This window comes from Kitasatospora sp. NPDC043950 (assembly GCF_056435345.1).
On record NZ_JBWKER010000078.1, the window covers coordinates 16,023 to 29,633 of the forward strand.

Annotated in this window: 13 protein-coding genes; 10 read left to right on the forward strand and 3 right to left on the reverse strand. The window is 74.7% G+C overall.

The window, feature by feature from the left end; all coding sequences use genetic code 11:
• Window positions 1-153: 153 nt before the first annotated feature.
• Window positions 154-1,095 carry a LuxR C-terminal-related transcriptional regulator gene (locus AC07BF_RS34430; protein WP_478317440.1) on the reverse strand — a complete coding sequence of 314 codons (942 nt, stop codon included), beginning with the start codon at window positions 1,093-1,095 and terminating at the stop codon, window positions 154-156.
• Between the two features lie 742 nt (window positions 1,096-1,837).
• Here AC07BF_RS34430 and AC07BF_RS34435 point away from each other — a divergent pair.
• The 7 genes from AC07BF_RS34435 to AC07BF_RS34465 all read left to right on the forward strand — a co-directional run bounded on the left by AC07BF_RS34435 (window position 1,838) and on the right by AC07BF_RS34465 (window position 9,305).
• A complete protein-coding gene (locus AC07BF_RS34435) occupies window positions 1,838-2,782 on the forward strand; it encodes an ABC transporter permease (RefSeq protein ID WP_350880832.1) in 945 nt (314 codons plus the stop codon).
• A 1-nt stretch (window position 2,783) separates the two neighbouring features.
• On the forward strand, window positions 2,784-3,722 hold the full coding sequence (locus AC07BF_RS34440) for an ABC transporter permease (protein WP_363628410.1): 939 nt from the start codon (window positions 2,784-2,786) through the stop codon (window positions 3,720-3,722).
• A complete protein-coding gene (locus AC07BF_RS34445) occupies window positions 3,719-4,501 on the forward strand; it encodes an ABC transporter ATP-binding protein (RefSeq protein ID WP_363581888.1) in 783 nt (260 codons plus the stop codon). Before AC07BF_RS34440 ends, AC07BF_RS34445 begins: the two co-directional genes overlap by 4 nt.
• The gene (locus AC07BF_RS34450) at window positions 4,498-5,295 is read left to right on the forward strand and encodes an ABC transporter ATP-binding protein (RefSeq protein WP_363581886.1); all 798 of its coding nucleotides are present in this window, start codon (window positions 4,498-4,500) and stop codon (window positions 5,293-5,295) included. Before AC07BF_RS34445 ends, AC07BF_RS34450 begins: the two co-directional genes overlap by 4 nt.
• A gap of 108 nt (window positions 5,296-5,403) precedes the next feature.
• Window positions 5,404-7,023, forward strand: coding sequence for an ABC transporter substrate-binding protein (locus AC07BF_RS34455; protein WP_363581884.1), 1,620 nt, complete (start codon window positions 5,404-5,406; stop codon window positions 7,021-7,023).
• Window positions 7,024-7,090: 67 nt separating this feature from the next.
• Window positions 7,091-8,152, forward strand: coding sequence for an LLM class F420-dependent oxidoreductase (locus tag AC07BF_RS34460; protein WP_363581882.1), 1,062 nt, complete (start codon window positions 7,091-7,093; stop codon window positions 8,150-8,152).
• Window positions 8,153-8,216: 64 nt separating this feature from the next.
• Window positions 8,217-9,305: an LLM class flavin-dependent oxidoreductase gene (locus AC07BF_RS34465; RefSeq protein WP_363581880.1), complete on the forward strand. Its 1,089-nt coding sequence runs from the start codon at window positions 8,217-8,219 to the stop codon at window positions 9,303-9,305.
• Window positions 9,306-9,455: 150 nt separating this feature from the next.
• On the opposite strand, the gene AC07BF_RS34470 is transcribed toward AC07BF_RS34465, so the two are convergent.
• Window positions 9,456-10,028: an RICIN domain-containing protein gene (locus AC07BF_RS34470; RefSeq protein WP_363581878.1), complete on the reverse strand. Its 573-nt coding sequence runs from the start codon at window positions 10,026-10,028 to the stop codon at window positions 9,456-9,458.
• Window positions 10,029-10,231: 203 nt separating this feature from the next.
• Here AC07BF_RS34470 and AC07BF_RS34475 point away from each other — a divergent pair, with 203 nt between their 5' ends.
• Window positions 10,232-10,588, forward strand: coding sequence for a hypothetical protein (locus AC07BF_RS34475; RefSeq protein ID WP_363581876.1), 357 nt, complete (start codon window positions 10,232-10,234; stop codon window positions 10,586-10,588).
• Window positions 10,589-10,595: 7 nt separating this feature from the next.
• On the opposite strand, the gene AC07BF_RS34480 is transcribed toward AC07BF_RS34475, so the two are convergent.
• On the reverse strand, window positions 10,596-11,354 hold the full coding sequence (locus AC07BF_RS34480) for a helix-turn-helix domain-containing protein (protein ID WP_363581874.1): 759 nt from the start codon (window positions 11,352-11,354) through the stop codon (window positions 10,596-10,598).
• A gap of 287 nt (window positions 11,355-11,641) precedes the next feature.
• On the opposite strand from AC07BF_RS34480, the gene AC07BF_RS34485 reads away from it, so the two are divergent.
• Window positions 11,642-12,445, forward strand: a complete 804-nt coding sequence (locus tag AC07BF_RS34485; protein ID WP_363581872.1) for an alpha/beta fold hydrolase — start codon at window positions 11,642-11,644, stop codon at window positions 12,443-12,445.
• A gap of 314 nt (window positions 12,446-12,759) precedes the next feature.
• Window positions 12,760-13,611 (forward strand): class I SAM-dependent methyltransferase (locus AC07BF_RS34490; protein WP_478334387.1); only part of this gene is annotated, 852 nt, incomplete at its 3' end.

Consider the following 13,611-nt stretch of genomic DNA (forward strand, 5'->3'; position numbering starts at 1 on the left):
CCAAGAGTTCTAACCGAGTCTCACTCCCCTCTCCCCCCCAAACGCCCACGGCTATCACCAGGCGGGACACAAACACAAACCGCGGGCCCCCCCCCCCCCCCCCCTCCCCCCCCCCCCCTCCGGAGGGTGGCGACGAAGATGTACTGAGACGAACTACCCGGCGAGGCCGTGCCGGTGGGCGTAGAGCGCGGCGCGCAGCCGGTCGGGCTGCCCGATCTTGCGCATGGCCTGGGTGAGGTGCTTCTTCACGGTGGCCTCGGCCAGGGCGAGTTCACGCCCGATCTCGGCGTTGCTCAGCCCGAGCCCGAGCTGGACCAGCACTTCGCGCTCACGCTCCGTCAGCCCGGCGTGCTGCGGCGGCAGTTCGCCGACGTGCTGCGGTGGCACCGCCGCGTGGGTCCGGGCCGGCGGCGGCGCGGGCAGGAACACCGACCCGCCCGCCGCGGCGAGTTGGACGGCGCTGATGATCCGGTCCTCGGCCAGGTCGAGCGGGAAGCAGCCGCTGGCCCCGGCCAGCAGCATCCGGCTCGCCTCCGCGGTCGACTCGGCCCGGCGCAGCAGCAGCACCCGGGCGTCGGGCGCCGCGTCCGGGCCGCGCAGCGCCACCACGACGGCGAGGTCGGCCTCCAGGCTCGCGCCGCGGCCGAGCAGGATGACGTCCGGGGCGACCCGGCGCACGGCGGCCACCGCGCGCAGCGGGTCGCCGGTGGACCCGACCACGGCCAGTCCGGGCACGGTCGTCAGCACGCTGCGCAGCCCGGCGCTGGCCACCGAGTGCCGCTCGACCAGGAACACCCGGGCATCGGCCGTGCGGTCGCGGTCCTCCTCCACGCACATCGGATGGCCGCACCCGCAACCGGTGGCGGTCGGCCCCACCGGGGGTGGCGGCGTCACCGTCTCCGCCAGCAGCTGGTGACCGGCGATCAGGTCGAGCGGGTTGTCGATCTCGGCCTGCGCCGGTGGTGCGCCGTGCACCGGCGGCGCGCCCGCGGCGGGGGCGTCCACCAGGGTGGCGCCGCCGCAGGCGCCGCGTCGGGCGGGAAGCCGGCGGCCGCGCGGGCCGGCCGGAACGGCGATCTTGCTCACTGCTGCCATCGCACACCCCCGGGGGCGGAGGCAGGGCGTCTGAGGTACGGCATGGCGATACGGTCCCCTTGCTGGTGGCGGGCCGGCCCGGTGGGCACGGGTGCTGCGGCGAGGATCCGTCGAGGACGCGCACGGGCGTCGGCTGCGGAATCCGGGACTGGGGAGGGGCGCCGACCGCAGCGACTGGGAACGGGGCGGTCAGCGCGCAGCGCGCGGGCGACAGAGCTCGTCGAAACACCGTCGGTGCCACGAGCCGCCGATCCCGACCAGGGTGATGTCGGTCCGCCGAATAGCCATGCGGGGAACCCTAGGTCCGGTTCCTTGTGCAGGTCAAGGACGGAACCGGGGCTCAGCGCCCTGGGCAGTGGCGGTCCTGACACTCCGGATGCTGTGACCAGGAGTAACAGCATCAAGTGCTGACTGGCTGTCCGGGCCACCGGTCCGCAACGCTCCTTCAAGCGGCCGCAGCGGCCGGAGCGGCACCGACGTCCCACGTCCCACGGACCGCCCGACCCGTGCTCCGGCACCCGATCCCGCCCGGACGCGGCATCCGCCCCCGGCGAACGGCCCGTCCCACGGCCCCGGTCCGGCGCTCCAGCCCCCCGGACGCCGCCGGTGACTGCCGGTTACCGCTGGTGACCGTCCCGACCCGCTCCCGAACCGCCCCTCCCGGAAGGACCACCAGCCCCATGCCCGCCCCGCCCAACCGGCCCGCCGCCGGCCAGTCCGGCGCCACGCCACGGAGGGCCGGGTGACCCGCTTCCTGCTGCGCCGCCTCCTGCTGGCCGTACCGACCCTGCTCGGCGTCACCGCCGTCGTCTTCGCGACCGTCACGCTCGTCCCCGGCGATCCGGTGGCCCTCTTCCTCGGGCCGGGCGCACCGCCCGAGGCCCGCCGCGAGCTCTCCGAACGGCTCGGCCTGGACCAGCCGTTGCCCGTCCGCTACGCCTCCTGGCTCTGGCACGCGCTCACCGGCGACCTCGGCACCTCCGTCTCCGGTCAGCGCCCGGTCGCCGACCTGCTGCTCCCGGCGCTCGGCCAGACGCTGACCCTGACCGCGGCCGCCTTCCTGCTGGTGCTGGTCGGCGGGGTGGCGCTCGGCGCCGTCGGCGCGCTGCGCCCGCGCGGCCCCGGCGGGCGGATCTCCGGCGCGCTGTCCGCCCTCGCGGTCTCCGCCCCGCAGTACTCGGTGGCCCTGCTGCTGATCGCCGTCTTCGCCGTGGGCCTGCGTTGGCTGCCGGCCGGGGGCACCCACGACGTGTTCGGCTCCGGCGGCCTGCCCGACCTGGCCCGCCACCTGGTCCTGCCGGCCGTGGCCGCCGCGCTCGTCCCGCTCGGGCTCACCGCCCGGGTGTTCCGGGCCGCGCTGGGGGGCGTGCTGGCCGGCGAGCTGGCCGACTCGCTGCGCGCCCGCGGCCTGCGCCCGGCCACCGTGCTGCGGCACTGCGTGCACAACGCCTCACCGGCACTGCTCACCATCGGCGGCCTGCAACTCGCCTACCTCCTGGAAGGGGTGATCTTCGTGGAGACCCTGTTCGCCTGGCCCGGCGTCGGCCGGCTGCTGTACGACGCGCTCACCTCCCGCGACCTGCCCCTGGTGCAGGGCGGGGTGCTGGTGGTGGCGGTCGCGTTCGTCGGCGTCAACATCCTCGTGGACGCGGCGCACGCGGCGATCGACCCGCGAGTAAGGAACTGATGTGACGTCACGTGTCCTCGCCCGAGCGAACCTCGGCCTGACCGTCCCCGCCGCCCTGGCCGCGCTGCTGGTCCTGCTCGCGCTCGCCGCGCCGCTGGTCGCCCCGTACGACCCGGCCGCCGGGCGGCTGGCGGACCGGCTGCTCGACCCGGGCAGCCCCGGCCACCCGCTCGGCACCGACGGCCAGGGCCGCGACCTGCTCAGCCGGCTGATCTGGGCCGGGCGCGCCTCGCTCACCGGCGGGCTCGTCCCCGTTGCGGTGGCCGCCGTCGTCGGCACCCTGCTCGGCGTCGTGGCCGGGCTCGGCGGCCGGATCACCGAGCAGGCCCTGCTGCGCCTGCTGGACGTGCTCTACGCCTTCCCCGGGGTGCTGCTGGCGATCGCCATCGCCTCGCTGCTCACACCCGGCCTGGGCGCGACCGTGCTCGCGCTGTCGGTGGTGCTCACCCCCGCGGTGGCACGGGTCGCGTTCACCGAGACCCGGCGCGTCCGGGCCGCCGAATACCTGGTGGCCGCCCGGGTCAGCGGCGCCGGCTGGGGGTCGCTGGTCCTGCGCCAGGTCGCCCCGGTGGTGGCGCCGGTGGTCCTGGTGTACGCGTCCTCGCTGGTCGGGCTGGCCATCATGTACGCCGCAGGGCTGTCCTTCCTCGGGCTCGGGGTCGCCCCGCCGACCGCCGAGTGGGGCGCGATGCTGGAGGAGCTGCGGCCCTCGCTGCTCACCCACCCCTGGGTGGCGGTCCTGCCGGCCCTGGTCATCCTCGCCGTCTCGGTCGTCTTCAACACCCTCGGCGAGACGCTGCGCACCCGCGTCGGCGACACCGCCGCCCTGCTGGCGCACGCCGCCCCCGCCGCCGCCGCGAGCCGGTCCGCCGACCGCTCCACCGACAGCTCGGCCGACGGCTCGGCCCGGCCGCGGGCCGCGAAGCGGGTGGGCGCATGAGCGCGCTGCTGGAGATCGACGGCCTGACCGTCGAGTACCCCGGCGGGGTCCGGGCCGTCGACGACGTCTCCCTCGCCCTGCCCGCCGGCCGCTCCCTGGTGCTGCTCGGCGAATCCGGCAGCGGCAAGACCACCGTCGCCCGCACCGTGCTCGGGCTGCCGGGGCACGGCGCCGCCGTCACCGGAGGCGTCCGGCTCGCCGGGACCGACCTGCGGGCGCTCGGCGAACGCGAACTGGCCGACGTCCGCGGCCGGCGCATCGGCTACGTGCCGCAGGACCCGACCGCCTCGCTCGACCCGCTGCGCCGGATCGGCCCGCAGCTCGCCGAGGTGCTGCGGCGGCACGGGATCGCCGCCGACCGCCGGGCCGCCCGCGCGGCCGTCCCGAAGCTGCTCGCCACCGCCGGCATCCCGGACCCGGAACGCGTCGCCCGGGCCTACCCGCACGAGCTCTCCGGCGGCCTGCGCCAGCGCGCCGCCATCGCCGTCGCGATCTGCTGCGGCCCGGAACTGCTGATCGCCGACGAGCCGACCACCGCGCTCGACGCGCTGATCCGCGGGCGGATCCTCGACCTGTTCGCCACCCTGCGCGCCGACTGCGGCATCGCCCTGCTGCTGGTCACCCACGACCTCGCGGCGGCCCGCCGGATCGGCGGCACCGTGGCGGTCATGCGGGCCGGCCGGATCGTCGAGCTCGGGCCCGCCGAACGGGTGCTGGGCGACCCGGAACACGCCTTCACCGCCGCCCTGGTGGCCGCCGAACCGGGAGCCCGCCGATGAACACCGTCGACCACGCCCGGCCTGACGCCGTCCACGCCCCGCCGGGCCCGGTCCTGGTCGTCGACGCCGTCACCAAGCGCTACGGCGACCGGACCGCCCTGGACGCCGTCAGCCTCACCGTCGCGCCGGGCGAGACCGTCGGTCTGGTCGGCGAGTCCGGCTCGGGGAAGTCCACCCTGGCCCGGCTCGCCCTCGGGGTGCTGGCCCCCGACGCCGGCAGCGTCCGCTTCGCCGGCCGCGATCCGTACCGGCTGCGCGGCCGCGCCGACCGGGCGCTGCGGGGCCGGCTCCAGTTCGTCCCGCAGGACCCGCGCGGATCGCTCAACCCCAGCCTGCGCGCCGGGGAGGCGGTCGCCTTCGCGCTGCGCCTGCACGGCACGCCGCGCGCCGAACGCGCCGCGGCCGTCGCCCGGCTCTTCACCCAGGTCGGCCTGGAGCCCGCGCTCGCCGACCGCTACCCCCGGGAGCTGTCCGGCGGGCAGCTCCAACGGGTGGCCGTCGCCCGGGCCCTGGCCACCGGGCCGGACCTGGTCGTCTGCGACGAACCGACCTCCGCCCTCGACCGCAGCGTGCAGGCCCGCCTGCTCGACCTGCTGACCGACCTCCAGGAACGCACCGGCCTGGCCTACCTGTTCATCTCCCACGACCTCGCCGTCGTCCGGCACCTCGCCCACCGGGTCCTGGTGCTGCGGCACGGCCGGGTGGTCGAGGAGGGCCCCGCCGGCCTGCTCTGGGACTCCCCCGCGCACCCGTACACCCGGGCGCTGCTGGAGGCCGCCACCGGCGTCGCGTGACCCGCCGCCGAAGCCCCGTGCCGACACACCGCTGAACCTCCGTACCCCCGCACCACCGAACCCCCGCACCACCGAACCTCCGCACCACCGAACCGACGAGGACTCACCATGACGCGCACCAGCCGTATCCGCTCCAGAGCCGTCGCCCTGCCGGCCGCCGCCGTTCTGCTCGCGGCGGCGGCCGGCTGCGCCGGCTCCGACGGCGGCGGCTCCGCGGGGGCGGGCGGCGGTGACGGCCGCGGCGGCACCCTGGTCATCGGCGCCACCGGCAGACTCCCCAACCCCGACACCGTGATCGGCGGCGCCGGCTTCGAGGGCAAGCGGCTGGTCTCCTTCCAGCTCTACGAGGGCCTCACCCGGTACGAACTGCTCAAGGACACCGACAAGCCGCCGGCCGTCACCGGCGCCCTGGCCACCGACTGGCAGGTCGCCGCCGACGCCAGGACGTGGACCTTCACCCTCCGCAAGGGCGTCACCTTCCAGGACGGCACCCCGTTCGACGCCGACGCCGTGCTCTTCAACCTGGCCCGCTACCTCGACAAGAAGAGCCCCGAGTACACCGACGCCCTCGGCGCCGCCGCCGCCGAGTACGCGGGCGACATCGTCTCGTACCGCAAGACCGACGCCGACCACGTCGAGCTGGTCACCAAGGACCCCAACGGCCACTTCCCCGAGGACCTCGCGCACGTCCTGATCGCGAGCCCCACCGCCGTCCGCAAGTCCGGCTCGGCCGACTTCGCCCAGCACCCGGTCGGCACCGGCCCCTTCTCGTTCGTCTCGCAGACCGAGGGCCAGCAGATCGAGCTGGCCGCCAACAGGAGCTACTGGCGCGGCGCCCCCAAGCTCGACCGGCTCGTGATCAAGGCGCTGCCGGACGCCGCGGCCCGCACCGCCGCCCTGCGCTCCGGCGGCGTGAACTGGATCGAGTACCCGAACCCGGACGACATCGACAGCCTCAAGGCCGACGGCGTCCAGATCGCCACGAACAGCTACGACCACCTCTGGTACTGGATCCTGGACACCTCGAAGGCACCCTGGGACAACCCGCTGGTCCGCAGGGCCGCCAACTTCGCGATCGACCGCAAGGCCATCGCCGAGAAGCTGCTGCACGGCACCGCCGACCCCGCCTACCAGACCGCACCGCGCGCCACCGCCGCCTACGACCCCGCCGGCGACGTCTACTCCTACGACCCCGCCAAGGCCCGGCAGTTGCTCGCCGAGGCCGGCGTCCCGAACGGCTTCAGCACCTCCGTCACCGTGCCCACCGGCGGCAGCGGCAACCTGCTGCCGGTGCCGATCGCCGAGGCCCTCCAGCGGGATCTCGCCGCCGTCGGCATCAAGGTCGAGCTGCGCACCACCGACTGGACCACGCTGATCGGCGCCGAGGCCAAGGGCCAGGTGGCGCTCGGCTCGGACGCCGTCGCCCAGTCCACCACGCTGTTCCAGTCCGAGGCGCTGCTCCCGCTGTTCATCGGCTCCAAGAGCCCGTTCTGGACCGGCCACTACACCAACCCGCAGGTCGACGAGCTGCTCGCCTCCTCGGCCGCCGATGCCGACCAGACCGCCCGGCAGGCCGGGTACCGCAAGGCGCTCGCCCTGGTCACCCAGGACGCGCCCTGGCTGTTCGTGGTCAACGACCGCAATCCGCGGGCCCTTTCGCCGAAGGTCCAGGGGCTCGTGCAGCCGCAGTCCTGGTTCCTCGACCTGACCACCGTATGGGTCCGCTGACCCGCGGACACCGCCTCTCCCCCGGCTCCGAAGAGCACCGCGCACCACAGGAAGGACGGCCATCCCGATGACCGACCCGCACCGACCGCACCACCACAGCGGGACCGTCCCGCCCGGCTCCGCGCACGGCCCCGTGCCCGCCGCACCGCCCAAGTGGGGCATCACCCTCCCGCTGCCCGGCCTGACCATCGACCGGCACCGGTTCCTGGTCGAGCGGCTGCCCGACCTCGGCTACACCGACGTGTGGAGCGCCGAGGGCGGCGGCACCGACGCCTTCACCCCGCTGGCCGCCACGGCGGCCTGGTCCCCCTCGCTGCGGATCGGCACCGGCATCGTCCCGGTGCACACCCGCGGCCCGGCCGTGCTCGCCCAGACCGCCGCGACGCTCGCCCAACTCGCGCCGGGCCGACTGCTGCTGGGCATCGGCGCCTCGGTGCCCGCCCACGTCACCGACATCAACGGCATCCCGTTCGACGAGCCGTTCAAGCGGACCAGGGACGTCCTGCGCTTCGTCACCCGGGCGCTGCGCGGCGAGTACGTCACCGGCGGGTTCGACACCTTCGACATCACCGGCTACCGGCTGCCGCACCCGCCGACCGAGCCGGTCAAGGTCATCCTGGGCGCGCTGCGGCCCAACATGCTCCGGCTCGGCTTCAACGAGGGCGACGGCGCCATCACCAACCTGCTGTTCCCGCACGACGTGCCGAAGATCCTGGACGCCGTCGGCCCGCAGCCGCCCGGGAAGGAACTGGTCGTCAAGGTCTTCGTCTGCCCCACCGAGGACACCGACTACGCCCACCGCGCCAGCCGGCCGTTCCTCGCCTGGATCCTCAACCGCGAGCCGTACCGCAAGTTCCACGAGTGGCTGGGCCACGGCGAACTCCTCGCCGAGACCCACCGCCTCTGGGCGGCCGGCGACCCGGAGGGCGCCCAGAAGGCGCTGCCCGACGAGGTCGTCGACGGGCTGTTCATCAGCGGCTCGCCGGAGGAGTGCCGGGAGCGCATCCTCGCCTACCACCGCCCCGGCGTCACCACCATCCAGCTGTACGTGTCGCTGCCGCCCGAGGTGTTCGTCAGCCGCGCCAAGCTGCTCGACACCCTGGCCCGGCTCGGGCCGGCCGCCCTCTGACCGTCGCGCCCCACCCGTCCCCATCCCCTGCCACCCTCACGACGCTCACGACCGGAGGAGAGCCGTGCCACTCGAAATCCGCGGCGGGGTCCGCGCCGCACCCGTTCCCGGCCACACCGCGCAGGAACGCCAGGCCCTGCGCTGGGCCCCCGACGGCCGCGACCGCACCGCCGACCCCGCGTACGTCGCCCGCACCGCGCGGGAGAACGAGGAGGACGGGCTGGACAGCGCCCTGGTGGTGCAGTCCAGTTCGTGGCCCGACCCGTGGCTGGTGGCCTCCTGGGCCCTGGCCGCCACCACACGGCTCCGCATCGCGGTCGCCCACCGGGTCGGCACCACCGCGCCGACCGTCGCCGCCCGCTCCCTCGCGACCCTGGACCGCCTCTCCGGCGGGCGGGCGGCGGCCCACGTCATCATCGGCTCCAGCGACCACGACACGGCCCGCGACGGCGACCTCCTGGACAAGCAGGAGCGCTACCGCAGGGCCGACGAGTACCTCGACCTGTTCACCCGCTACCTCGCCGCCGACCAGGACATCGACCACAAGGGCGAGTTCTACACCGTGTCCGCCGCCCGGCCCGGCCTGCACCCCAGACCCGGCGGCGAGCTGCTCTCCTTCGGCGGCTCGTCACCGCAGGGCCTCGACCTGGCGGCCCGCTACGCAGAGGTCTACGCCGTCAGCCCGCTGCCGCTGCCGGACACCCGTCGGCGGATAGCCCAGGTCCGCACCGCCGCCGCCGCGCACGGCCGGACCCTGCGGATCTGGCGGCACGTCACCGTCGTCCTCGCCGACACCGACGAGGCGGCCCGCGACCGCGTCCGCCGGCTGCGCCGCGACGCCCTCCGCCTCACCTCCGGCGGCGGGCCCTGGACGGAAGCGGTCCAGCTCGACCGCGACCGCGAGCGCGGCCGCTCCGACCCGTCCCGGGGAGACGAGCAGGTCGCCGCCTACATCCGCCGCTCGCTCACCGCCGCCTACGCCGGCTCCCCCGCCACCGTCGCCGCCCGCATCGGCCTGCTCCGCTCGGCCGGCGTGGACATCGTCCAGCTCGACCTCCCCGTCGAGACCGACCAGGACCGCGAGCTGCGGCGCAGCCTCGTCCGCCACCTCCGCACCGGCCTGGGCACCCCCGCCGACCGCCGCGTCTGGTGACCGGCGCCCCCCGTTCGGCCGGGGGGGAGGGGGGGGCCCCCCCCCCCCCCCCCCCCCCCCTCCCCCCCCCCCCCCCCCCTCCCCCCTCCCCCCCCCCCCCCCCCCCCCCCCCCCCCCCCCCACGCCGGTCCCCTGACAGGGCCCAGATGTCTAGATGTTGGGGTTGATCGGACGGTCGCTGTCGGAGTGGTGCCAGTCGAACTCCTGGGTCTGCCCCATGCTCGCGTTCCGCCCCAGCGTCCAGAGTCCGTAGGAGTTCCGCGGGCCCTGGTTGCCGACGTAGGTCAGGCAGGCACCGACGGCGTTGCACACGCCGCGGTCGGTGCCGAACGTCCAACGCTGCTTCGGGTCACCCCCGTTGCACCCCACCGCCGTGGCGCCCGGGCTGTCGGACGGGCCGCTCGGGACGTGGCCCGACAGACAGCGGCCGTCGTTGGTGCTGTGGATGAGGCCGTCCTCCGAGACGAACCAGAACTGGTTCCAGGAGCCGTCACACGGGCGCAGGACGACCGGCCGGCCGTCGCCGTTGGTCTGCCGGTACTCGTCCATGCAGTAGTAGGTGCCGTTGGGGCCGCCGCTGGCCGGGCGGGCGAGCGCGGCGAGGTAACCGTAGGCGTAGGGCTGCGGATTGGCGGGGTCGGCCTGCGCGGCGGCGACGGGCAACGAGACGCTCAGGCCGATCGCGAGTGCCAGGGCTGAGACGATCTTTCGGGCGGACTTCATGAGGTCCGACACCTCCCTCTCTGACGTCGTGTCACTGCGGAATGCGGCCATCCTGGCAGCGGAGTTGAGGGCCTGGGCAGCTTTCCGAACGATCCCGAACAAACGGGAGTGTATGGATTTCGCCATTTGATTCACCTCAGTTGACAGGAACCCCCGGCGCGAAGAGGCTGTTCACGCAGGCCCGGCGGGGGGAGGACAGAGCGTTGACCTGGTCACCTATGCGCACCACGGCGGCCCCGTGCTCCTGCCGGGCCGCCGAGGTCAACTCCGCTGCGACGCTAGCCCGTTCGCACTCCTTGGACGCGCTCGCCGAGTCCCTCACCCTGCTCAGGCAGGAGGCCGGCAGCCCCTCCTACTCGACCATCGTCCGGCGGATCAGCTCCGTCCGGGCAGCCCGCGGCGTCCCGGCCGGGGAACGCACACCCGGGCGGATCACCGTCTACGACTGCTTCCGCAGCGGACGCCAACGCCTGGACGTCGAACTGCTCTCCGACATCGTCCAGGCCCTCGGCGCGGACCCGGGCCCCTGGCGCCGCGCCTACCGCGCCGCCTCCCGGTGACCGCCGGCTATCCGTGGTCCGGACGCGGAGCGGCCGGTCCGGACGGGGTCGCCTCGGGCTTCGCGTGGAGGATCTCGCGGGCCTGCTCCGCCGCGCGGACGATGCTCTCGGAGACGAAGTCGACGAAACGGGCGATGTTCTCCAGGCGGGTGGCGGCCGGGGTCTGCGGGCCGAGGACGCCGACGCCCTGCCGCGCGACCTCGACGAGGTGGGCGGTGGCGCGGGCGCTGGCCATCATCGACTGGTACCAGACGTCGTCGTCGACGACGTAGCGCTCGCGGCGGCGCTCGTCGCGCTCCCGGCGGACGAGGCCCTGGCCGTCGAGGAACGCGATCGCCTTGGAGATCGACGGCGGGCTGACCTGGAGGTGCCGGGCGAGTTCGGACGCGGTGAGGCTGCCGCTGTCGGTGAGGGTGAGGCAGGCCAGCACCCGGGCCGTCATCTTGGGCATGCCGGAGGCCATCAGGACGGTGGTGTACGTCTCCTGGTACTCGCGCACGGCCTCGGCATCGCGCCCGTGGGCCTGCGGGGGCGCCTCCGGCCCCCGGGGCGCGGCCGGCCTGCGCCGCTGGGCGCGGCGGCGTTCGGTGGCCCGGTGGGCCAGGTCGGCACGGTAGGCGGTGGGGCCGCCGTTGCGCATCACCTCGCGCGTGACCGTCGAGGTGGGGCGGTCGAGACGCCTGGCGATCTCCGCGTAGGCGAGGCCGTCGGCCATCCCCAGCGCGATCTGCTGGCGTTCCTGCTGAGTGAGCCTGCCTCCCGGCACCGCGATTCTCCCTTCACGCTTCCCCGAATGCCCTCACCATAGCGTTCACTCCCATTCCAGTGCAACGAACACAGTGGCTGACGTTGCGTTAAATTCAAGGCCACTGCAACGATAATCGCGTCTTCACCTGCACCAATGCTGATTACGAGCAACGAACTGGTTGCCGCCATCCGTGAAGGCAACGTAGCGTTTCCATCATCAGAAACAACGAACCGCAGCAGAGCGGCCCTCGGCAACCCGCCACCCCCGCACCCGCACCCGCACCCGCACCCGGAAGAAGGCACACCATGACCATCGAGCAGCCCGCCTGGACCGGCATGGTCTCCGTCGACGACACCGCCCTGGCCGTGACCGACACCGGCGGGCCCGGCCGTCCCGTGGTCTACCTCAACGGCTCCTACGCCGACCAGTCGCACTGGCGGCGCGTCATCGCCGACCTCGGCGACGACTACCGGCACATCACCTTCGACGAGCGCGCCCGTGGCAAGTCGAAGCGCTCGGCGGACTACTCGTTCGAAGCGTGCCTGCGCGACGTCGACGCCGTCCTCGCCGCGAGGGGCGTGGACCGGCCGATCCTGGTGGGCTGGTCCTACGGCGCGATGCTCGCGGTGCACTGGGCCGCCCGGCACCCGGACCGCGTCCTCGGGGCGGTGTCCGTGGACGGCGCGTTCCCGCACGAGTGGCTCGACGACGCCACCCGGGAGCAGGTCCGCAAGCTGTTCCGCCGGCTGAGCCCGCTGTTCCCGATCGCCCGCCGACTCGGCATGGCCGCGCGGATGAGCGCCGAGCAGCACGCCGAGATCAACCTCGAAATCAACGAGCTCTGCGCGCCCGCCGCCCTCGACCCGGTCTTCGACCGGGTGACCGCACCGGTCCGGTACGTGGTCGCCTCGGGCGGCAACCTGGGCGGCGAGGCGAAGCTGATGGAACAGATCCGCACCAACCTCGACCCGGTGCTCGCCCGCAACCCGAACATCCGGGTCAGCACGAAGGTCGCGAGCAACCACTCCAAGATCCTGCGCAAGGACTTCCACGCCATCGCCGACACGGTCCGCGACCTCGCCGCCACCCCCGCGAGCGTGACCGGCTGAGCCTCGCGCCGACCCTGCGGGGTCACCGCCCCTGCGGGGTCACCGCGACGCGCTCGCACGGCGGGGCGGCCGTTCGGGCGAACTTCCCTCGGAATTACCGCATTCGGGTGACTCGCGGCCGGCCTCGCCCGCCGGGGTCGTTAGCGTGACTGACCGTCATCGGCCGTCCGGTCGGGCGGAGCTGCGCGCAGCTCGGGGGTTCAGGGAAAGCCGGGGGCGCAGGCCTTCGCGGATTCCCTATGCGCCTCCACGCGCCGCTCGCCGTCCGGGGCCGATCCCGACACCGTGCTCCACCAGCTGGGAGGTTCTCCGCCATGCCCGTGTCGAGTCGGTACCTGAACGCCTGGGAGGGCTTCTGGCGCGACGCACCGGCGGAGGCCGGCGCGGTGATCTGGGACGCGGAGCCGGCGCTCACCGCGAGCGTGCACCTCGCGCTGTTCGACCCCTACCTCGCCGACCCGGCGCTGCCCGTCGTCGACGTCGGCTGCGGCAACGGCACCCAGACCCGCTTCCTCGCCGAGCGCTTCGGCCGCGTCCTCGGGGTCGACCTGTCCACCGCCGCCGTGGAGCTCGCCCGCACCCAGCATCCGGACGGGCGGGCCGAGTTCACCCAGCTCGATGCCACCGACGGGCCGGGCGTCCGGGAGCTGCACGCCCGGCTCGGCGATGCCAACGTGTATGTGCGCGGCCTGATCCACCAGTCCGAACCGGCCGACCGCCAGCCGGTCGCCGACGCCATCGCCACCCTGGTCGGGGATCGCGGCCGGGCGTTCGTCGTCGAGCTGTCCTCGTCGGCGAAGGCCGTCCTGGCCGGCCTCGCCCAGAGCCCGCAGGGCCCTCCCCCGAAGCTGCGCCCCGTCTTCGAGCACGGCCTCGCCCCCGCCGAGGTCGTCGACTCGGATTTCGGCGAGCTGTTCCGCACCGCCGGGCTCACCGTCCTCGCCTCCGGCGAACTGCCCTTGTTCCTCACCGAGTTCGCGCCCGACGGCAGCCGGATCGACCTTCCGTCCCACTGGCTGGTGGTGGGGGGGGGGGGGGGGGCGGCCCCAAGGGGGGGGGGGGGGGGGGGGGGGGGGGGGGGGGGGGGGGGGGGGGACGCGGGGGGGGGGGGGGGGCACCCCCCCCCCCCCCCCCCCCCCGCCCCTTCCCACCAGAACAGGAGGGAC